The sequence below is a fragment of the Psychrobacter sp. 78a-MNA-CIBAN-0178 genome, from assembly GCF_040309625.1.
Lineage (GTDB): Bacteria > Pseudomonadota > Gammaproteobacteria > Pseudomonadales > Moraxellaceae > Psychrobacter > Psychrobacter okhotskensis.
Map to the genome: position 1 here is coordinate 344,528 of NZ_JBEOOZ010000001.1, position 21,689 is coordinate 366,216.

Below are 21,689 nucleotides of genomic sequence, written 5' to 3' on the forward strand. Positions count from 1 at the left end.
AAATGACAGTACTTCAAAATAAATGTTGCAACATAATAGTGATGTCATCATAAAAAGTGATTATAAGCAGTAGACTACCTATAGGTGCGACGATATGAAATAGTACAAATGTATTTTATTTTTTCAAATTTAACCGCCATCGATGCATTATGTTTATGATGGGTATAAAAATAGCCTTTAGAGGTTATTAAAAAAATTATGTTAATATAGCGTATATGATTACTTATCCTTTATGATTGATAAATGCGATAAAACCAGCCAATGTCGCCCTTCTTACCACACGACCTACTCGTCATGATGGGTCAGAGACCATACAAAGCCCTTTTATTATGAACCCTTTATTAGGCGTGACTGCCTAAAGGAAACACCCTATGTCCTTCTCTCCTTTTTCGAAAGCCGTGCTGACTGCTGCTAATTTTTCACGCAACCATTTATCTCGGGTCATGATGAGTGCCTTATTGGTCATCGTCGCGGCTGGCTGCTCAAACAATGCCGCCGATGCCACCAGTACTAATGCTAGCGTGGTTAATAGCTCTCAAGCCAAAACCAGCACTGCCCCAATCACGACTGAAAGCGACGCTGCTGTGGTTAAAGCACTACAAGCCAACTTAAACGCCTCTGGCATTGAAGAAAAAATCATCTCCGCCGTGCCGACTGATATGGATGATATCTATTGGGTCACCGCTGAAGGGCTGCCTGCTTTTTTTACCGACAAATCCGGCAAGCATATTATTCAAGGGCAAATCATTGCGGTTGGTGACGCTGCCCCCGTCGATATTAGCGCCGCCTTAGTCGCTGGTACTGCGCAAGAAGCGCTAACAGCCGTCGATAAAAGCGAGATGATTATTTATCCTGCAAAAGGTGAAACCAAGGCTGTGGTCTACGCCTTTACCGATGCTGACTGTGGCTATTGTCGTAAGCTGCATTCAGAGATGAATGACATCAATGCACGCGGTATCGAGGTACGTTATCTCGCATGGCCACGTAGTCAAGAATCAGTGCCTAAAATGGAGGCGATTTGGTGCAGTGAGGATCGCAATGCTGCCATGAATCAGGCCAAAATAGGCGCAGATATCCAAGGGCCTAGCTGTAGCAATCCGGTGCAAGAGCATATGGCATTGGGCGCAAGACTTGGTGTGCGTGGTACGCCAGCGATATTTACTGAAGCAGGCGAACAAGTAGGTGGTTATCTCCCAGCCGCCGAGTTGGCTCAAGCAGTTGGTGCTATCTAAGCGAACGCAGGCTATTGAACGTAAGCTACTGAATTAAACGCGAGCGATTGATTCAGTAGCTGTTATATATTTTTGATATTGTTGACCACAGCGACATTGAGTAGACGTCACAAGCGCTTGTCGGTATGATACGATAAAGCGCAAGGCAACATCAGCCACATACTTTTTTATCTAAGCATTTTTTATCCCACTATAGTGAAGCAATGGCAAGACTGACATTAGGAAGATGAGCGCAGACCGTACGTTTAGTACCGTAAGCGCATCTGATACCGTAACAGCTGGTCATTGCTGCACTATATTTAACCTTTTGAGGATACTGTGAGCAACTCCATCAAACTAGCGATACTTGGTCTGGGCACCGTCGGAACGGGCGTGATCAACTTAATCAATGATAATTTAGATGAGCTAAAACGCCGTAGTGGACGCGATATTATTATTACCGAAGTCGGTACGCGCCGTCAGCGTGATGATATCGATCCCGATATTATGCAAAACAGTGATTTGATGGCCATTGCTGCCAGTGACAATGTCGATATCGTCATCGAAGTGATCGGCGGTACTACCCTCGCAAAAGACGTCATCATGCACGCCATCAAAAACGGCAAACATGTGGTGACAGCAAATAAAGCCTTGTTGGCTGAGCACGGCAATGAGATTTTTGCTTTCGCTGAAGCCAATAATGTCCACGTCGCTTATGAAGCGGCGGTCGCAGGTGGTATTCCAATCATCAAAGTGATGCGTGAAGCATTGGCTGCTAATAAAATCAATTGGTTGGCGGGTATCATTAATGGTACTGGCAACTTTATCATGACCGAAATGCGCGATAAAGGTCGTCCGTTTGCAGACGTGCTGAGTGAGGCGCAAGAGCTGGGTTATGCCGAAGCAGATCCTACTTTTGATGTCGAAGGCATTGATGCAGCGCACAAACTGGCCCTCCTCGCCTCGATTGCTTTTGGTATTCCGCTACAGTTTGATAAAGTCTACTGTGAAGGCATTACTGGTATCACCCTACAAGACGTCAACTATGCCGAAGAGCTTGGTTATCGTATCAAACACTTAGGCTTTGCGGTGCGCCGTGATAGCGGAGGCAGCAATGGCGACGATGCAGGTATTGAGCTACGCGTTCACCCCACACTGATTCCTCAAGATGCGCTACTAGCAAATGTGAATGGCGTAAAAAATGCGGTGTTGGTCAATTCGCACCCGCTTGGGCAGACGCTATATTGTGGTGATGGCGCTGGCGCTGGTGCTACGGCGTCTGCAGTAATGGCAGATGTGATGGACTTGGTTCGGGTATTGGGCAGCAAGGACAACGACGATCAAAGCAACAGTAATCAAAACAACCACGGCCACCATGTGCCGCACTTAGCTTTTATTCCTGAACAACTATCAGATACGCCTATCTTGCGTGCTGAGCAGATGATCACGGGCTATTATTTACGCGTTCATGCTTTTGACAATCCTGGCGTATTGGCTGATATCACTCGTATACTTAGCGATGCCGGTATCAACATCGATGCTATTTTACAAAAGCCTGCCCATAAGCTGGGTCAAGTACCCGTCATTATCTTGACGCTACCAGTGGTCGAGAGTCAGATGAATCTGGCCATTGAAAAAATTGAAAAGCTAAACACCATTACCGATAAAGTAGTACGTATTCGTTTGGATGAGCTTGCTTAAGTTAGAAGCTTATCACTGGTTTTTAATAATGGCTGATTTTAGGGCGTATCCTCATTTTAAAAATGGTCATAAAAATGAGATAAATTGCCGTCAAACGAGGAAAATAGCGCAAATAATATCGAGATATTAATCAGCTATTTGACAATGTTTGACAAAATTTAGCCATTTTTAGCCCATTTAGAGACAATCGCTTGAATTGAGGACACGCCCTAGTCTTTTAAGACTTTGCTATAGATAATACTGTAGTCACATTCATGAGCCATTGTTTTAACCTTGAATAAAATCCAGCCGTACTTATATTATCGTTAACAGAAATTATTTTAGTCACGTTTTTTTGTTTAAACACACAGACTTTTATTAAAACAAATGAAAAGGAACAACAATAATGTCAAATGATCCAATTGTAATTTTAAACGGCGCACGTACCCCAATGGGCGGCTTCCAAGGCGCTTTAAAAGACGTCAGTGCAACCGACCTAGGCGCAACAGCCATTAAAGCCGCTGTTGCTCGCTCTAGTGTTAGCGCGGACAAGATTGACGAAGTAATTATGGGCTGTATCTTAACAGCGGGTTTGGGTCAAGGCCCTGCGCGTCAAGCCATGCGTAAAGCTGGTCTATCTGATGCCACCGGTGCTGTCACTATTAATAAGCTTTGTGGTTCAGGTCTAAAAGCTGTGATGCAAGCACATGACGGTATCAAAGCGGGCAGCTTCGATGTCGCAGTTGCGGGCGGCATGGAATCCATGACCAATGCTCCTTATATTATGCCAGGCGCACGTGGTGGCTATCGTATGGGCCATAAAGAAGTCAAGGATCATATGTTCCTAGACGGCTTAGAAGATGCCGAAACGGGTAAACTAATGGGTCAATTCGCCCAAGAAATGGCCATTGAAAAAGGCTATACCCGTGAGCAAATGGATAACTTTGCCATTGAGTCGCTGAATCGCGCCCTCACTGCTATTAAAGACGATCATTTCAAAAATGAGATTGAACCCGTTACTTTTGAGACGCGTAAAGGCGAGCAAACCGTCGACACCGATGAACAGCCCGGTCTTGCCAATGCAGAGCGCATTCCTACGTTGCGCCCAGCCTTTGCTAAAGATGGTACGATTACCGCCGCCAATGCTAGCTCAATCTCAGATGGCGCTGCTGCTGTCGTAGTTATGAAAGAGTCGCAAGCAAAATCTGAAGGCCTTGATTATCAAGCACGTATCGTGGCAACGGCTTCGAACTCGCGTCATCCAAGCGAATTTACCATTGCACCCATTGGCGCAATCGAAAAAGTATTAGCCGGTGCAGGCTGGTCAGTTGCCGATGTTGATCTATGGGAAATCAATGAAGCCTTTGCGATGGTGACCATGGCTGCAATGGATGAGCTAAACATTGAGCATGCCAAAGTAAACATTGAAGGCGGTGCTTGTGCCCTTGGCCATCCAGTTGGCTGCTCTGGCGCACGTATCCTAATTACCCTGATCAACTCTTTACAGCGTACTGGTGGTAAGAAAGGCGTAGCTACTTTATGTATCGGTGGCGGTGAAGCAGTAGCAGTAGCCATTGAACTACCATAGGTAACGAGTATTAAAGTTAACATTGTGATTTAAAGTGTAATTACTAAAAATCACTGTGTCATTGAAGCGCTAAAGTATGACTTAAAAATATAGTATTTTGTTCTTTAAAAGACCGCATTGCCAAACGCTTTGCGGTTTTTTTGTGCGCAAAAATTTCTCAATAAACAAGTTTTGTTCTTTACCGTAAGAAAGCCTTAACTCAAATATATATATCTATCATTCCTTTTACAGCATCTTACAGGCAATTACTTCAAGTGCACACTTTGCTACCTTGCTCATATATCTCATTCAAAATCCTGATGTTACGATAATTACAAGTTGAGGTAGAAGCTACTTAGATCTATATGACTTATTAATTTTGAAAGTTTTTTACCAGACCAAAAATTTAACTACCTAAAAAAACTATTAATAATTTACTCATACAAAAGGAAGATAATAATGAGCCAACTAATTCGTTTAAAAGATATCCAAGCTACCCACCGTGATCTTATTGGTGATGACTATTATGACCCAACGGGCAAAACAGCCTATGGCGTCAATGAAGAGAAAATCGGTAAAATTGAAGGCGCCTTAGTAGAAGATACGACTGGTCGCATTCGTTACTTAATCGTAGATGCAGGCGGTTGGTTTAGCTCAAAAGAAGTACTGGTACCAGCAGGTTTAGCTCGTATCGTTGGTGATGATGTGTTCTTTGATAGTCTAACGCAAGCGCAAGTAGAAGCGATGGACGTCTATGACCATGACTATCAATACAGCTATAAAGAGCAGTACGAAAAAGATCGCCAATCATTCGTTGCTGACAGCGTGCCAGCAGAAGAGCGTATGGAAATTGCTGAGCATAACTACGAAGCCCCAAACACGCTTGAGCTGCTAGAAGAGCGTCTGACCGTTAATAAAGATCGTATCGTCGCCGGTTTAGTAAAAGTTGGTAAGCATGTCGTGACTGAAGAACGTAATGTAGATGTTGAACTAGAAGAAGAGCATGCTAATATCGAACGTACCAATGTTGACCGCCCTACTGACCGTCGTATCGGTGATGTGAATGGCAATGAAAGCATCGAAGTAGAGCTCTCAGCAGAACGTGCCCGCGTTGGTAAAGAAACCTACGTTTCTGAAGAAGTGAACGTTGGTAAAACAACTGAGCGTCATACTGAGACTATCGTTGAGACCATTCAGCGTGAAGAGCTAGATATTGACCGTGATGGTAATGTGGTTGATCGTGAAGGCAATATTGTCGACCGCGACGGTATCACTGCTGAAGATGTACGCCGCGCCCGTGGCATGTAACTTGTGGCACACAATATACAACAACGGTCATTTGATGCTGAAAACTAGATTCATTAAGTAGATAAGCATTAAATGGCTGCTAATAGCAGCTAAATATGTCATTCAGTTCATAAAGATCAGAGTCTTTCTCTGGTCTTTTTTTATGTCAATGCGTGTCATCATTTAGATCGTGAGGCTTAAAATGAGGAAAATTGCAGCCAAACAAGGAATGAGTTGCCGTAAATATGAACATATCGACAAGATTTCTGACGATGTTTGGCTAAATTTAGCCATTTTAAGACCATTAAATGTATCAATGTGCTAATTGATGACACATCCTAACTCATATTTTTATAATTCAGCGTACTTTGTGGCGAGTTTTATAATGATGACAAGTTGTATAATCAAGTTAACAGTAATTGATAACCCTGATGTTTTATAATCATTAAGAAACCTTTAATGAAAAAGAAATCTTTAATAAAATATTTTTGAAATCTATTTAATAATAAGGAAGATTAAGATGACAGCCAATAATAATAACGAAACCCTAACAACCGATACCAATCCGCCTATTGCTGATCATAGTGCTGAAAACAAACTTCCTGCTCCTGAACATGATAGAGAGCCATTGGCTACCTTGAATCAAAAAGCCAATGGCGGGCGTTTAGAGTTACTGGAAGAACGTCCTGTCGTTAACAAAGAACGCTTGGATGTGGGTAAGGTCACGGTCACTAAGCACTCTCGAACCAAGACGATACAAGTGCCAATTGAGTTGGTAGAAGAATATATTACCGTCCGCACCGAATATAATGATGCCGAAAGTCAGGATTTACTGTCAGGCAATTACGATGATAAGGACATACTGCGCCATGTTGAACCATCGCTCGACAGCAAGGCGGTCGTGACTATCAATGGCAAGCAAGTTGAAATCGGTGATGCGCCCATTGAGATTATCTTATCGCGTCAAGTAGCGACCATCACTAAAGACACCTATGTCATTCAAGAAGTCGATGTCAACAAGAGTACCCACACCCATACTGACAATATCGAAGTCACGCTTAAGCATGAAGAGCTAGACGTGACAGAGGAAGGGTTTTTGGAACATGAGCGCAGCCCTATTCAAAAGAAATAGACCGTTAATAAAAAATTGATATCAGCAATACCGTCGCGTTTTTAGGATATTTTGACTATAACTCAAAAATCAGATATAAAAAAAGCAACGACAACGTTGCTTTTTTCTTGATTGCTTGCTTATTGATTATGATGTTTTCTTACATTCATAAGTGTTCACATTAGCGGCATCTGCACCTGCTGTGCGCATCACGCCCGTTTCACGCGCTTCGTGTGCCACACGCCACTGCACAAAACCTTCTCCACCGTCCATAGCAGTCTTTGCTTCAAAAACTTCAGGATTGCTAGCGTCATTGGTTTTCATCAAGGTTGTTGTTCCTTGAGCAGTAGCAATGACCACTTGGTTATCGGTATCTTTATAAGTTGCTGCAACTTGCAACTCAGGAGCACACAGATAGTTTATCTGCGTCACACCACCGTTCACCGAAGCAACAGTATCATCCTCTACCTCACTGGCTGACGCATCTTGTGGAGCGACTATCACATTATTGGGCTCGGCAGGTTCGGCAGACATAGGAACAGATTGCTCTTCGCTTATGTTGTCTTCTAGGCTCTGCTCAGGCTCTTGCTTTTGTTGACAGGCTCCAACCGTTAGAGCACCGGCCAATAAACCTGTCATCACAACAGAGGTACGCAACTGTTTTAATAATTCTACATTCATAATACGCTCCCAAATAAATATGTTAAACACTATAGCGTGTCCATAAATTCACGCCTATGCTGAATTTGTAAACAATCGCTACAAAGCCATTGCTTATTGTTTGAATAATTAACTGAATATTCTTATCCACTTAGCAAGTATAGTCAATGAAAAGTAATATCGAACCATCATGCACTGCTGCTATTGTCGCGTTCTTAGGAGATTGTGACTATACTTTTCATAAGCGTTAAAAAAAGCCCCCATCTATGTTAGATGAGGGCTTGTTACGACCATTGAAAACGCTTTTAGGACGGCTTACTTATCCCTAACGGTAGCGCTTTAGATTTTGCCGTGGCATTGCTTATATTTAAGTCCCGAACCACAAGGGCAAGGTGCGTTACGGCTGATATTCATACCAGCGTATGGATTTGGCTCATCACCGATTCTAAAGTTGCGATCCGCATTATTACCAGCACCAATCGCAGCGCCTATCCCTGCCGCGCCGCTATTAGGGTTACGGTTTTGTGGTTGCCCCTGCTCTGCTGCATTATTGTCCGCATTGCTATCTAAGTTGTCGATATCATCATGCTCGAATTGCATGCGCATATGAGCAGCATTCTCACGTTGCTGCGTTTCTAATGCCGCCAGCTCTTCTTTGGTCGGGATATGGACACGTGATAAATCTTGTACCGTCTCTGACTTAATCGCCCCTAGCATCATTTGGAACAACTCAAACGATTCCCGCTTATATTCTTGCTCAGGGTTTTTTTGCGCATAACCACGCAGATGGATACCTTTGCGCAGCTGATCCATTTGCGTCAAATGTTCTTTCCAGTGCTTGTCTAGGCTTTGCAGCATAAAATGACGCTCAAGCTGGGCGGCATCTTTTTCACCCATTTGCTCACGGCGACCATGATAATGATCCAGTGCTGTCTGAATGATTTTGGCGCGTAGCCCTTCTTCATCTAGGCGGCGATCTTCATCTAGCCAATCATTAATCGGCATTGATATCTTAAACTCATCCTCAAGCTCATCTTCCAATCCATCAACATTCCATTGGTCATCGATAGAACCTGGTGGGATAAATTGGCTAATCATGGCGTTATAGACTTCATGATGCATGACTTCAATGGCCTCTAGCAGATCCATATCTGCGAGCAAATCATCGCGCTGACCATAGATCACTTTACGCTGCTCATTGGCAACATCGTCATACTTGAGGAGATTTTTACGCGCATCAAAATCGCGGCTCTCAACTTTACCTTGCGCGTTTTCGATCGATTTGGAGACCATTTTGTGCTCAATGGCTTCGTCTTCTTTGAGTCCCATGGCGCGCATCATATTGACAACGCGGTCACCGGCGAAGATACGCATCAAGTCATCTTCGAGCGATAAGAAGAAGCGCGACATACCAGGGTCACCTTGACGACCGGCACGACCACGTAGCTGGTTATCAATACGGCGTGATTCATGGCGCTCAGAACCAATGATATGCAAACCACCAGCCGCAACGACTTGGTCATGTTTGACTTGCCATTCTGCCTTCAGGCGCTTCATCTCTTCTGGGCTGACCGAATCAATGTCTTCGATAAACGACTGCCAGTTACCACCAAGGATAATATCAGTACCACGACCGGCCATGTTGGTGGCGATGGTGACCGATTTTGGGCTACCAGCCTGCGCGATAATCTCGGCTTCACGCTCATGCTGCTTGGCATTTAGCACGTTATGCTTGACGCCTTCTTGATCCAGTAAGTACGACAATTCTTCGCTGGCTTCAATCGTCGCCGTACCAACCAATACTGGCGCACCTTTGGCTTGAATCTCTTTAATCTCGCGAATGATGCCTTTATATTTTCCTAACTTGGTCAAGAAAATCTGGTCATCCATATCGATACGCGCAATGGGCTCGTGCGTTGGAATCACGATGACGTCTAGGTCATACGTTGATTTGAACTCTGCCGCTTCGGTATCAGCCGTACCGGTCATACCAGACAATTTGTCATAGAGACGGAAATAGTTCTGGAACGTGGTGGTTGCCAGCGTTTGGTTCTCTGCTTGAATCTCGACGTTTTCTTTGGCTTCGACCGCTTGATGCAGCCCTTCTGACCAACGACGACCTGGCATAGTACGACCAGTGTTTTCATCAACGATGACCACTTCGCCATCATCGACAATATAATGGACGTTTTTGACAAAGACATGATGGGCACGAATGGCGGCTTGGACGTGTGCCAATAGCGGCAAACGGCTTGGGCTATATAAACTTTCGTTTTCGCCCAGCTCGCCCACTTCGATTAGGAAACGCTCAATTTTTTCATAGCCCTTTTCGCTAATCTCGATCTGACGGTTCTTTTCATCAATCCAAAAATCTTCTTCTTCGTTATTCTTATTGGCTTCTTCATCTTTTGAACGAATTAGCACCGGAATAATAGTATTAATCAATGCATACATACGTGAAGAATCTTCGGCTTGACCCGAAATAATCAGCGGCGTACGCGCCTCATCGATTAAGATAGAGTCAATTTCATCGATAATACAAAAGTTTAATGAGCGCTGCTTTTTTTCGCCTAAACTAAACACCATGTTATCGCGTAGATAATCAAAGCCATATTCGTTATTGGTACCGTAGGTGATATCTGCTTGATAGGCGTCGATTTTTTCTTGAGGTGGTTGTTGTGAATAAATCACCCCAACCGTCATTCCCAAAAAGCCAAACAACGGACGGTTTAATTCCGCATCACGGGCGGCCAAATAATCGTTGACCGTCACCAGATGGACGCCTTTGCCGCTAATAGCGTTGAGATACATCGCCAAGGTACCCATCAAGGTTTTACCTTCACCGGTTTTCATCTCAGCAATTTTGCCTTCGTGCAAGGTGAGACCACCGATCAGCTGCACATCGTAGTGGCGCATGCCATTGACACGTAGCGATGCCTCGCGGCAAACCGCAAACGCTTCTGGTAATAATGCATCTAAGCTTTCACCATTTTGGTGTCTTGCTTTAAACTCTTCGGTTTTTTGTTGTAATTGCTCATCAGACAGGGCTTGTATCGTCGCCTCATGTGCGTTGATCTTGCTGACCACTTTGCGCATGCGTTTTAATTCGCGGTCATTTTTGGTGCCAACCACACTGCCTATAATCTTTGATAACATAATTTTTTGACCTATGGAAATATTCGATAATTAGTACGCATGACAGCGCTTTACTCGCTGCTTATTCATTATTTGGCTGATTACGGTTTTATTTAAGGCAGTCCAATAAACGATTGCCTAATAACTTTATAATAAAATCTTGCCTAATGAAGTATCGCCCAATTAAGTGTGCCGTCATTATATATGGTTATGACGGCGATGGATACAAGAGCAATGAGTAGATATTTGCCGACGTAAAAACGTTGTAGGACGTGTTAAAATAGCGCTTATAGTCTTAATATCTCAAGCTTTTCCCTGCAACATTTAACGTAATGATTTACTAACCTTCAGCCGTTATTTATTCTTATAAAAACCAGCATTTCGCCCCACGTAGACCCATTTAAGCATCATAAGAGATCCTGCATGACCGTTAAACCATCCGCTCAAAATCCTCATTCAGCTGAACCGTTAATCATAGGCGATGCCGTTTATCACTTGGCAGACCATACGCCGATGATGGTGCAATATCTAACCATGAAAGCCAACTATCCACAAGCGCTACTGCTGTACCGGATGGGTGATTTTTATGAGTTATTTTTTGATGATGCCAAGCGCGCGGCGCAGATACTCGATATCACGCTCACTCGCCGTGGTACGGATAAAGCAGGCAACACGATAGCCATGGCAGGTGTCCCCTTCCATGCGGCAGACAGTTATATGGCTCGGCTCATTGCGGCAGGAGAGACTGTCGTTGTCTGCGAGCAGATCGATGAGTCGACATCGACGGCGGTCCCTATAATAGGAGACAAGCAGAAAAAAGATACGAGCAAAACAGCCGCCAATAGTATCATGCGCCGTGAGGTGGTTAAGACCTTGACTGCCGGAACCATTACTGATGATGCGTTGATTGCTCCCAATCATACCCCCACTGTCGTTGCTATCGATGTTTGTCTGCCGAACGTGACCTCTACGCGTAAGACTGGCCAACCTTTGCAAGCAGGTATCAGCCAACTTGATTTGGCGGCAGGGACGCTGACCACGCAAGCGCTCAATTCAAACAACCCTGATATCGAAGCTTTACAAGCGCAGATACTCACCGTTTTGGCGCGCTTTGCACCTAGCGAATGTATCGTTAGCGAGACCCTTGATGAGACGTGGCTACTGTGGCTACGCACGCACCTCGATTGTCCTATTATTGAAGTCGCTGCCGCCGACTTCCACCGTGAGCATGCTAGCGCCACACTCTGTCGACAGTTTGACGTTCAACGTCTAGATGGATTAGGTATCAGTGATGCCTTACTCAGCCAGTCCAGTTGCGCAGCGCTTATTCATTATGCCAAACAAACCCAACAGCGACATATTCCCCAAGTCAATCGGATCATCGTTGAGCATGACGATGATTATTTGATTATCGATGCCAATAGCCAACAGAACCTTGAGCTATTTGCGCCCGTCAGTCCTCAAGGTACGTCACTCATATCCGTACTTAATGAGTGTCAGACGCCTATGGGCAAACGGCTACTGCTACAGCAAATGAAGCGTCCACTGCGTCAGCATGCACGCATCAATATGCGTCTAGATGCGATAGCGTCTCTATTGAATGCGGATGGTAATTCACATCAGCATTCAGAAAATAGCTCACTGGTTACACGTTTACGAGAAACACTGAATACCATTGGCGATATTGAGCGAATCAGTAGTCGCATCGGGCTGATGAGTGCCAAACCTCGTGATTTACGCAAGCTTGCCGATGGTATCGCTAGCAGCGCCCAGATTACCACTCTACTGACAGCGTCAGGTATCAGCCATGAAGACGCTGGTCTATTGCCGATGTTGATGCAGCAATTGCCTGCCAGGCTGCCAGCCGTTCAAGCGGTGGCTGAGTTAATCGAGCGTGCTATTGTCATTGAACCACCTGCACATATCCGTGATGGTGGTATGTTGGCAGCGGGCTATGATGACGAGTTTGATCGTTTAACCCATTTGCATGACAATATTCAAGTGACATTGGACGACATGGTAGAGCGAGCGCGTCAAGAAAGCCAATTGCCCAGCCTAAAAGTGGGCTTTAATAAAGTCAGCGGTTTTTATTTTGAATTGCCTAAAATGCAGGCAAAAAATGCACCGGCGCACTTTATCCGTCGGCAAACGCTAAAGAGCAGCGAGCGCTTTATCACCGATGAGCTAAAGAGAGTCGAGACCGAGTATCTAAGCGCACAGACATTAGCGTTAACTCGTGAAAAACAGCTGTATCACCAACTGTTGACACTGTTAAGCAGCCATTTAGCGGAACTACAACAGCTAAGCGCGGCTATTGCACAAATAGATGTGCTTAGTAATTGGGCGCAACTTGCGATTACTTATAACTGGCGGCGTCCAGTCATGAGTAAAGACTTAAAAGAGGCTAGCGGCTTAGAAAATAATAACTTAGAAAATAGCTTGAATAATAGCCAAACCAGTATCGATATCAAAGCAGGTCGTCATGTCGTCGTCGAAGCGGCGTTAAATCCAGCCAATACTGGAAATACTGTTAATAAAAGCAACAATTCTCAACCTACGAGCCATTTTGTCGCCAATGATTGCGCTTTAGGCAGTCATGACAGTAAAGACGAGCACCCTGAACGATTATTAATGATTACCGGGCCTAATATGGGCGGCAAGTCGACTTATATGCGCCAAACCGCATTGATTGTCCTACTCGCCCATTGTGGTAGCTTTGTCCCAGCATCTAGTGCGCATATCGGTGATATCGACCGTATCTTTACCCGTATTGGCTCGGCTGATGATTTGGCGGGCGGGAAATCGACCTTTATGGTGGAGATGATTGAAACCGCCAATATTCTCAATCAAGCGACCAATAAATCGCTCGTGCTTATGGATGAAGTCGGACGCGGTACGGCGACGACTGATGGTCTGGCAATCGCCCACGCTTGTGTCAATCGACTGGTAGAGATTGGCTGCCTGACCTTATTTGCCACCCATTATTTTGAACTGACAAAATTGGCGCAGAGTACAAATCACGCTGAAAGCAGCCATGCTAATATTCGCAACGTCCATGTCGCTGCCAGTGAAGTCGATGGACAGCTACTGCTACTACATCAAATACGTGAAGGCGCTGCCAGCTCTAGCTTTGGACTGCATGTGGCAAAAATGGCGGGGATTCCCACTCAAGTATTGAATGATGCCAAGCGCTACCTAGTAGACAACTTAAAAACAGATAACTTGAAAATAAATACCCTAAAAACAGAAAACGAAAAAGTTGTGATAGATAAAGTTGATGACAAAAATGACTTAGCTAAGTCAGTAAAGGATAAACGCCAGCAGGCTTATAATGACGAGGCAGAAAAAGAAAATGGCAGCAGTAATAGCCAAACTAGAACTACGAATAATAATCCACAGCAAAATCAGCTATTTAGCTTGCAAGATGAGCTTAACGCTATTAACCCTGACAACCTAACACCCAAGCAAGCGCATGACCTGCTCTATCATCTTAAGAAATTCATTAGTCATTAAAGGGAATTGTCAAATAGCGGTAAAGGCGCTAAAATATGCTTTATTTTTCAAATATTCTATTTTGCTCAATCCAATAACAGGTAGACATCACTATGACCTTTGTCGTTACAGATAACTGCATTCTTTGCAAATACACCGACTGTGTGGAAGTCTGTCCTGTGGACTGCTTTTATGAAGGCCCAAACTTCCTCGTCATCGATCCTGATGAGTGCATCGACTGCGCGCTATGCGAGCCTGAATGTCCTGCCAATGCGATCTTCTCAGAAGATGAAGTGCCAAAAGGGCAAGAGATGTTCACTGAGCTGAACGCTGATCTGGCTCAAAAATGGCCGAATATCACTGAGATGAAAGGTCAGTTGCCAGAAGCTGAAAAGTGGGATGGTGTGGAAGGTAAAATTCAGTATTTAGAGAAGTAGGTTGTTAATTAAAACTGCTCTTAAAAATTTAGAGGCTGTGGCATTTGCTCAGCCTTTTTGTTTGTTTGAATACTAACGTTAATGCATATCTCGTAGGCTGTGGCTTTAATCCAGCGTTTTACATTTTATAAATCTTCAAAAATTGACGCATTCAGGGTTTCACTTATTTTAAATACAAAAAAGCCAAACGTAATGTTTGGCTTTTTGATATGAAACGAGACTCTTTGTAGGCTTGGCATTTTCCCCAGCATCACAACCTTACGTGATTTGAGCTGGGCTAAAAGCCCAGCCTACACTTGCTATTAATGTACTAATTGTGCCAACATATATTTTAGATATAAAAAAAGCCAGACACAAAGTTTGGCTTTTTTTATGAAATACAGTATTCTAATTAATTTATGAAAATAATCATTACTTATTAAATTTTGGTTAAGCTATCGATAGCACATGACTTGTTTTCAAATTTCTTATCTACGTTACTAACACATTTCCATGTTCCATTAGCATCACGGACAAGCTGTATTTGATTACCATTGATTCCTGGATTACCACTATTAAATGTAAGCTGTATAGTGCCTGCGCCCTTAATAGCTGCATCTTCTTTTACTTTAATAGTACCAAATGATGGATTAACGATACCTAAGTCTTCAGCTCGCTCACCACGTACAGCAGCTACTGCATCTCCTGCGTTAGGTGCTGACTCCGCCTTAGCTGCAACTGGTTTAGTAGTACCGTCTGGAAACTCACCATATTCCATGACATACTCTTCTAAACCAGTTTTGTTGGCTGTTATCGTAGAGACTGCCGCGGCGATATTAGCACGACCCACATAGTTCTGATACTGTGGAATAGCAATCGCAGCCAAGATACCGATAATAGCAACGACGATCATTAGTTCGATTAGGGTAAAACCTTTTTGTGCAGTGTTCATAAGAACTCCTTTAGGGGTATATAAAGATAGCTGGCTATTAGCGCATTTTATCTTTAGAGATATGATAAATTTCTTTCTTACTATAACTGTTGCAGGTAGCGTGCCAAAATATCACTATTGTTGTTTTTATAGCTAAAACAAGGCTATAACTCCTAGTTCTGGCATCACTTAGACATTTATTGTCTTATAATCCTTACATAGAGCTACCAATGTTACTGCTAACCTACTGAAAATTGTCAACTGATATACTTTTGAGAGCAAATAGTAATTTTGGCTGACGTTTTTTGTCAGTTACTATAAATGTTTAACATTTATCGCCATTCACTGCCAGTGCCACAAGCACTATCACGGCATTTAAGACCCTGATAATTCAAAGTTAACGTTCCATCACTTTTCATTCTATTTCCATTAATAGGCTTTGCCGTTATTGTCCATTGAGAGGTTAGCGGATTTGGACTAAATGATATGGTATATAGTGCGGTTCCCTCTTGAGGATAACTGCCACCCAAACCTGTAATCAGATCATTACTATAGCGTCCCTGAACCAATTTACGGCTTTCAATCTCTGACGCGATGTTTTGCATTTCGCTCATCATATCGGTACGTTTGGATTTGATAACGTACTGTTGATAACTAGGATAAGCAATCGCTGCTAGAATTCCAATGATGGCGACGACGATCATTAGTTCGATCAATGTAAAACCAGAATGCTTCTTAAAAACGGTGACTGTCGTGTTCGAATCAATCCACATCACCACTCTCCTTGACCCGTACCACAATCACTATCTCCTATTTTCACTTTATTTTTATTTTGACAGCTTAAACCTGTGCTAGATAGCATAAAATAGCTAGCATATTCTGTAACCCCCGAACCTCTTGGTTCAGCTAGCATCTTCCAGTTTCTACCAGTTGTATTGTCAATACCTGTCGTAGTAGCTGGTACTAATGAGCTAGCAGTATTGACACCATCCACTAATGTGATCTGATAACGATAATTGGTTGAATCACTACCTTGAGGGACATAGATAGTTGTGTTGTTAGCATCATAGGCGTACGTCGCTGTGCTACTACTGCTAACTACTTTTGGTCTAAAACCTTTATAAGTTAACGCTGTTGCTCGCCATCGCTCTAACTGTATCTCTAACTGCAGCATTTTAGCTTGTACATCACGCTCCGCATTGATAACCGCATAGCGACGATAGCTAGGAATGGCAATAGCGGCAAGTATGGCTACAATAGCCACTACTACCATTAGCTCAATCAGTGTAAAACCTGCTGAGCGCAATGGTAATCGAGTGATAGTCTTTTTTGAGTAAGGTTTCATGTTACTTATCCTTTTCGTACATCTCATACCATCTCTTCGGTATAAACTTGTACTTCTCATACCCTAGAGGACTATCACTTGTCGCTTTGCCATTGGTCGCGACTACGCTATCAGACTTACCACCACTACCAGTTGTACCATCATTTACTATTGTATTATTCGTTACTTGCAAGCCAGCCTCATCGGTTTGGTTTAATCCCCCTGAACCAACATTATTGTTATTTCGATTAGCAATTTTAACTTGATCGGCCAATGATTGAGGGCCAATGAGCATTTTGACATTACGCTGGTCTTTACTATAAGCACCTAATGTCAGTTCTTGTATTCCTTTACCAGCGCGAGTATACCCTGCCGTTCCGTCAAGTGACTCAGTATCCTCACATATTCCATAAGGCATACAGTATGTTTGTCTTTCTGAGCCACCTACTACTCTAGCAGAACAGTTATCAGATTCATCATAAACCATCTCTGGACTATAGACAGTTGTATATAATCTATTGCCATATGCTAAAGGTTCTCCTACAGACTTTACTCCCTCTACACCGCTATACCCATCAAAATAGGTTAGTGGATAACGCCAGCCTGCATAATCGTAGATATAACGTTTCTCATCATCGTCATAGGCTCCTTTCGCTATCGTCTGTAACAGCGTTTTACGATTAGTTATATCTTTCAAAGCATCATTTTCATTAAATGGTAGGTTAACTAAATCATCAATTGTTTTATCTGTAGTCGTCAAACTATCAGCTGTATAGCTAAAAATACTAGGTTGAGCGATATCATAATCAAAAAGATTAAATAAATAGTTAGGGTTATCAGTATCTCTCAGCATAGAAAGCGGCGTACTGCGATCTCCTGATGCAACAGTTACCGACGCAAATATTTCCTGGTAAGGGCTAGTATAGAAACTGACTATAGGTCTTTCATAGAATCGATACGGTACTGTCTGGTCATCCGAGCTGGCCTTAAGCACTCTAACAACTCGTTTAACTAGATTAGCATTTGCCGCACCTGCATTCAGATCCACGCGATAAACACTACCACCCAAATCAGCATAATAGAGGTGGTCAATATTGCCATCATCATCCCGATCCAAAGCAGTAATTCCACCTACCACACTATGATTCATGCTCGTCACTTTAGTGTGGTTTGTACCACTATCGCTACCAGATATAGACGAGATAATACTACCATCACTAGCATCTAATATATAAACCGCATTACCTTCTGCCTGCGTTTTTTTATCGCAACTTGTATTGTCACCACTAGTTTGTAATTTGAAACTTGGATTCTCATAGCAAGTATCATAACCACCAGCAACGATAATCACATCTTTAGACTCGTATTTTGTTCCTTTCTTCATTCTAATTTTTGCGACTGTAGGTTCACTCCAAACTTGTCCTAAACGAGAAAATCCAGCATCAGTCGTATTTTTAGAGAATAAGAAGGTTGGTTTATCTTTTGTAGTTAGATCCAAGCCGTATACGCCTTTACCGCCCATTCTTAGGCCACCATATGCTTTTACTGACGTCGCCTTTACTTTTTTGGGCGTTCCTGAAAAGTCATATTCTAGTACTGAACTACTCGTCCATGGTGCGTCAACGCCGAATACAGTTCTACCTACAGCGCCTTCACTGTCTGCTTTTAGCGCTTTTAATTGCTGTTTGATAATAGTTTTAGGAATAAAGGCAAATGTTTCTTCGCCTTTTTCTGATGATACTAAATGTAGTGCTCCGTCCATAGAGCCAAACATAATATAGTCATCACGATCTTTTTCATCGTTAGATATCTCACCATCAGTTGTAAAGTCTGCACCGTAGGATACTTGCTTTGGTTTAGAGTGTACTACGCCTCCTAATACCTTCACCTCTTGAGTTGGTGGATTTTTTACTATGTCATTAAATGCTGTTGTTTGTTTGGCGGCTGTATTTAAAGCAGCAATAGTTGCTGCAGCATCTGTGGACACGCTGTATCCCAAAAAGGATAGTAGATACAACTTTTCTGCTACTCCATAATCTGTATCTAACTGATCAAACCCAATCACAGTACCATTTGTCACTTTAATATTTACTAGCTTGGTATTGCTACCAGTTCCACTCTCAACATACACATTACGGGTAGTATTAGCATTAGCTCCGGCAGTCGGCGCCTTTAAACGTGCATAAGCGCCACCTGCATAGATCGAATTATTCGCACTTTCACCTTTATCATTTTTATAGTCTATGGTGCTCCACAGATCTTGAGTGCTCTTACTTAAATCATCTGGAAAATCATCACCATCATCATCTACATATAATCTACTAGACTCACTAAATGGGAAAGTAGATTTACCATATAGCGTACCTTGATAGACATTGTATTTCTTTAAATTTCCAGGCCATACATACTGAGAACCAGCTACTTTTGGCTCGAGCATAGGTAAATAAGCAAATGGCTGCAAATTGGTAGAACTTAATGGATCATTGGGAATCGTAATGGTGCCTGAAGGGGCAGTTTCAATAACCTGAGTTAGTTTAGCAGTGAAGCTTGTCACGCTGGCTGCAAGGCTATCTGCATCTGTCGTGTAGTAAAAACCACCGCCACCATAGGCCTCACTACCTAACTCACACAGGTTTTTAGCATCTTGAGAAGGTTTATATGATGATGATGCTGACTCATCACAATGATATACCGTCTTACCAGCGCCATCTACCGAAGTCTTAATACCAGCAAATTCTTTACCAAACCCAACAGTGGCGGTTAGTATTGAGCGTTTGGAAGGATTGGTGACGTCTCGCAGTTTTTTAGAGTACTCACCCATACATGCCCAGCCAGTGCTATTATTAATCTTGCTTAGACCACCAGAACAAGTACCGTCCAGACTCAAAGCGCTTCCATTTCCTTCGAGACTTAAGTTCATCAAACCAGAAGCAGTGGAATTAGACGATCCGTTAGGTACACCATCTGTCAAAAAGTAAATACCGTAGCCGCTACACTGTGAATCAGAAACTGGTGCGTTATAAGTCAGGTAATCATTGTTCTGATCTTTAGCGTCTTCAACTGAAGTCGTGTAACCACTTTGATCAGTATCATTTAACACTTTCTGATTTTTTTTAAGATAGTAACGTGTGTTTGAGTTTTCTGTCCAAAAGTCATCTACTCCTACTAGTACGTTTTTAGCTATCTCATCATTACCAGTTAGACTATTAGTTAGTCCAATAGCTAGCTGATTATACCTACCGGGTTTACAGTCTAATATTTGAATAGTTTTCGTGGTGCTTTGAGAGGTCAAAGTACTAGCAGTCGCAGCATTATTGACACACTTTTCTAAAACAAAGTTTCCACTACTATTTTTGGTTATTCTTCCAAGAACTTTAAATGCCGTTTGGTTCGTTGCCGATACTGTTGTTGTACCCATCATATACGCACCTGCTTCAGCATAAGCATTGGCGGCTGGTGTATTACCACTTGCGCTAAAAGCTGTTAGAGTAGCAATAAGTTTAGTACGTTGTACTTCGTCAAGCTTACGTGCTGGTACTAAGATACTACCTGCTTTGCCATCAACCCATCCATCACCGTCTTTGTCCACAGAGTATTGACCCAGACCGATGATATTATTACTTGATAAGGTATAATTACCGGACGCATCTTTTTTTGATAATAAATCCGTCAAAGCCTTTTGTAATATGGTCAGTCGAGAATCACCACCCCTAAAATCTTTCGTACTCATAGATCCCGAAGTATCGAGCATTAGCGTTAGTACAGCACCACCTGATTCTGCTGCTTTATATATTTCCAAATCACCCAGATCGTTCCTACCCGCATTAACGGGTAAAGCCACCATAGAGAGTGCAACGGCATAGCATAAAGGCTTAACAGTCTGGCTAAGCTTAGAATATCGTAACTGATTAGGTATGAGCTTTTTTAAAATCATGATGAGTACTCTTATTTAACTACAACTGTTAAAAGGACTAATGGAGGCCTTGTTTATCTATCAATTAATTGTTAGCGGCTGTCTTACGGTTACCATTGACATCAATGCCAACCAGTTTCTGACAATCTTCATCTATTTTACCGTCTCCTACACCAAAGCCATAACAGACAGTATTTTTAACGACATTTTTGACATAGGCTTGCTGTACCAACGTCTTGCTAGGGATACCCGCATCTTTCATGCACTCATCCAAAGACTTAGTGGTTCCATCATTAGGAGCAATAGGCTTTTTTAAACAATCATTTATTGCTTGTTTATTAGCGTTCGATAGACTGGGCAGGATCGAGGTAGAATGAATATTAAAAACAGCAGACTCGTTGCTAGGCTCATTTGCCTGTATGCCCGAGCCTTGTGTTACTGATTTAAAATTCCCTTGTCCTACTACCGCTTTTGATGGACGAGTAATATTAATCTGCGTAACAACATTACTGCGGGCGCTAGCATAGCTATCTGCCTTAGATATGTCGCAGTAACCGTTGCCTGTTGTCAATACCGTACTCCCATTTGGCTTTACAATACTGGCTTGATTTAATTTGGCAAAACTACCCTGTCGTGGGTTATAGCAGAAAATATACTGATCGTTACGATTTGCGCTCCCTGCTTCAGAAAGATAGTAGCCAAACATCCCACTGCCTTTAATAACCGCATCTTTATAATCTTGATCTTCGTCATTATCAAAAATTTTCTCTATACGCTTATTACCACTATCTGATGAGTTTAATAGAAACGTATCTATTTGATCGGCAGTGGCGACTTTTAGGTCCGTTGTACTTCTTTTAACTGCGATAACACCTACCAAAGTAATCAGCATTAAGAAAAGTAGCACGACTATAAGAGTAACGCCTTCCTGTGATTTTTTACGCATCTCATTTATCCTCTTG

General features: G+C 42.8%; 14 protein-coding genes. 7 read left to right on the top strand and 7 right to left on the bottom strand.

All coding sequences use genetic code 11. The features are described 5' to 3' along the window. The first annotated feature begins 371 nt into the window (after nt 1–371). The 5 genes from AAEY80_RS01475 (at nt 372) to AAEY80_RS01495 (ending at nt 6,877) form a co-directional block, all read left to right on the top strand. Entirely contained in the window at nt 372–1,232 is an 861-nt protein-coding gene (locus AAEY80_RS01475; protein WP_201575832.1) for a DsbC family protein, read from the top strand. Between the two features lie 318 nt (nt 1,233–1,550). After that, entirely contained in the window at nt 1,551–2,912 is a 1,362-nt protein-coding gene (locus AAEY80_RS01480) for a homoserine dehydrogenase (protein WP_025651716.1), read from the top strand. Nucleotides 2,913–3,297: 385 nt separating this feature from the next. Continuing rightward, on the top strand, nt 3,298–4,479 hold the full coding sequence (locus AAEY80_RS01485; protein ID WP_350587780.1) for a thiolase family protein: 1,182 nt from the start codon (nt 3,298–3,300) through the stop codon (nt 4,477–4,479). Nucleotides 4,480–4,917: 438 nt separating this feature from the next. Then, nucleotides 4,918–5,766 (top strand): DUF2382 domain-containing protein, encoded by an 849-nt coding sequence (locus tag AAEY80_RS01490; RefSeq protein ID WP_201582423.1) that lies wholly within the window; start codon nt 4,918–4,920, stop codon nt 5,764–5,766. 499 nt (nt 5,767–6,265) lie between these two features. After that, nucleotides 6,266–6,877, top strand: a complete 612-nt coding sequence (locus AAEY80_RS01495) for a YsnF/AvaK domain-containing protein (RefSeq protein ID WP_101210793.1) — start codon at nt 6,266–6,268, stop codon at nt 6,875–6,877. A gap of 126 nt (nt 6,878–7,003) precedes the next feature. Here AAEY80_RS01495 and AAEY80_RS01500 read toward each other — a convergent pair whose 3' ends face one another. After that, the gene (locus AAEY80_RS01500) at nt 7,004–7,537 is read right to left on the bottom strand and encodes a hypothetical protein (RefSeq protein WP_101210794.1); all 534 of its coding nucleotides are present in this window, start codon (nt 7,535–7,537) and stop codon (nt 7,004–7,006) included. A 318-nt stretch (nt 7,538–7,855) separates the two neighbouring features. Further along, nucleotides 7,856–10,672, bottom strand: a complete 2,817-nt coding sequence (gene secA / locus AAEY80_RS01505) for a preprotein translocase subunit SecA (protein ID WP_201608170.1) — start codon at nt 10,670–10,672, stop codon at nt 7,856–7,858. A gap of 402 nt (nt 10,673–11,074) precedes the next feature. Here secA and mutS point away from each other — a divergent pair, with 402 nt between their 5' ends. Further along, nucleotides 11,075–14,164 carry a DNA mismatch repair protein MutS gene (gene mutS, locus AAEY80_RS01510; RefSeq protein WP_350587781.1) on the top strand — a complete coding sequence of 1,030 codons (3,090 nt, stop codon included), beginning with the start codon at nt 11,075–11,077 and terminating at the stop codon, nt 14,162–14,164. A gap of 92 nt (nt 14,165–14,256) precedes the next feature. Next, nucleotides 14,257–14,580 carry a ferredoxin FdxA gene (gene fdxA / locus AAEY80_RS01515; RefSeq protein WP_160021089.1) on the top strand — a complete coding sequence of 108 codons (324 nt, stop codon included), beginning with the start codon at nt 14,257–14,259 and terminating at the stop codon, nt 14,578–14,580. A gap of 418 nt (nt 14,581–14,998) precedes the next feature. Here the strand turns inward: fdxA and AAEY80_RS01520 are convergent, their stop codons facing one another. From AAEY80_RS01520 to AAEY80_RS01540, 5 genes are all read right to left on the bottom strand, one after another. Beyond that, the gene (locus tag AAEY80_RS01520; RefSeq protein WP_350587782.1) at nt 14,999–15,511 is read right to left on the bottom strand and encodes a pilin; all 513 of its coding nucleotides are present in this window, start codon (nt 15,509–15,511) and stop codon (nt 14,999–15,001) included. A 311-nt stretch (nt 15,512–15,822) separates the two neighbouring features. Then, entirely contained in the window at nt 15,823–16,263 is a 441-nt protein-coding gene (locus tag AAEY80_RS01525) for a type IV pilin protein (RefSeq protein ID WP_350587783.1), read from the bottom strand. After that, nucleotides 16,263–16,835 (bottom strand): prepilin-type N-terminal cleavage/methylation domain-containing protein, encoded by a 573-nt coding sequence (locus tag AAEY80_RS01530; RefSeq protein ID WP_350587784.1) that lies wholly within the window; start codon nt 16,833–16,835, stop codon nt 16,263–16,265. Before AAEY80_RS01530 ends, AAEY80_RS01525 begins: the two co-directional genes overlap by 1 nt. A 1-nt stretch (nt 16,836) precedes the next feature. Beyond that, the gene (locus AAEY80_RS01535; RefSeq protein WP_350587785.1) at nt 16,837–20,748 is read right to left on the bottom strand and encodes a PilC/PilY family type IV pilus protein; all 3,912 of its coding nucleotides are present in this window, start codon (nt 20,746–20,748) and stop codon (nt 16,837–16,839) included. A gap of 64 nt (nt 20,749–20,812) precedes the next feature. Beyond that, nucleotides 20,813–21,673, bottom strand: a complete 861-nt coding sequence (locus AAEY80_RS01540) for a pilus assembly PilX family protein (RefSeq protein WP_350587787.1) — start codon at nt 21,671–21,673, stop codon at nt 20,813–20,815. Nucleotides 21,674–21,689: the final 16 nt, after the last annotated feature.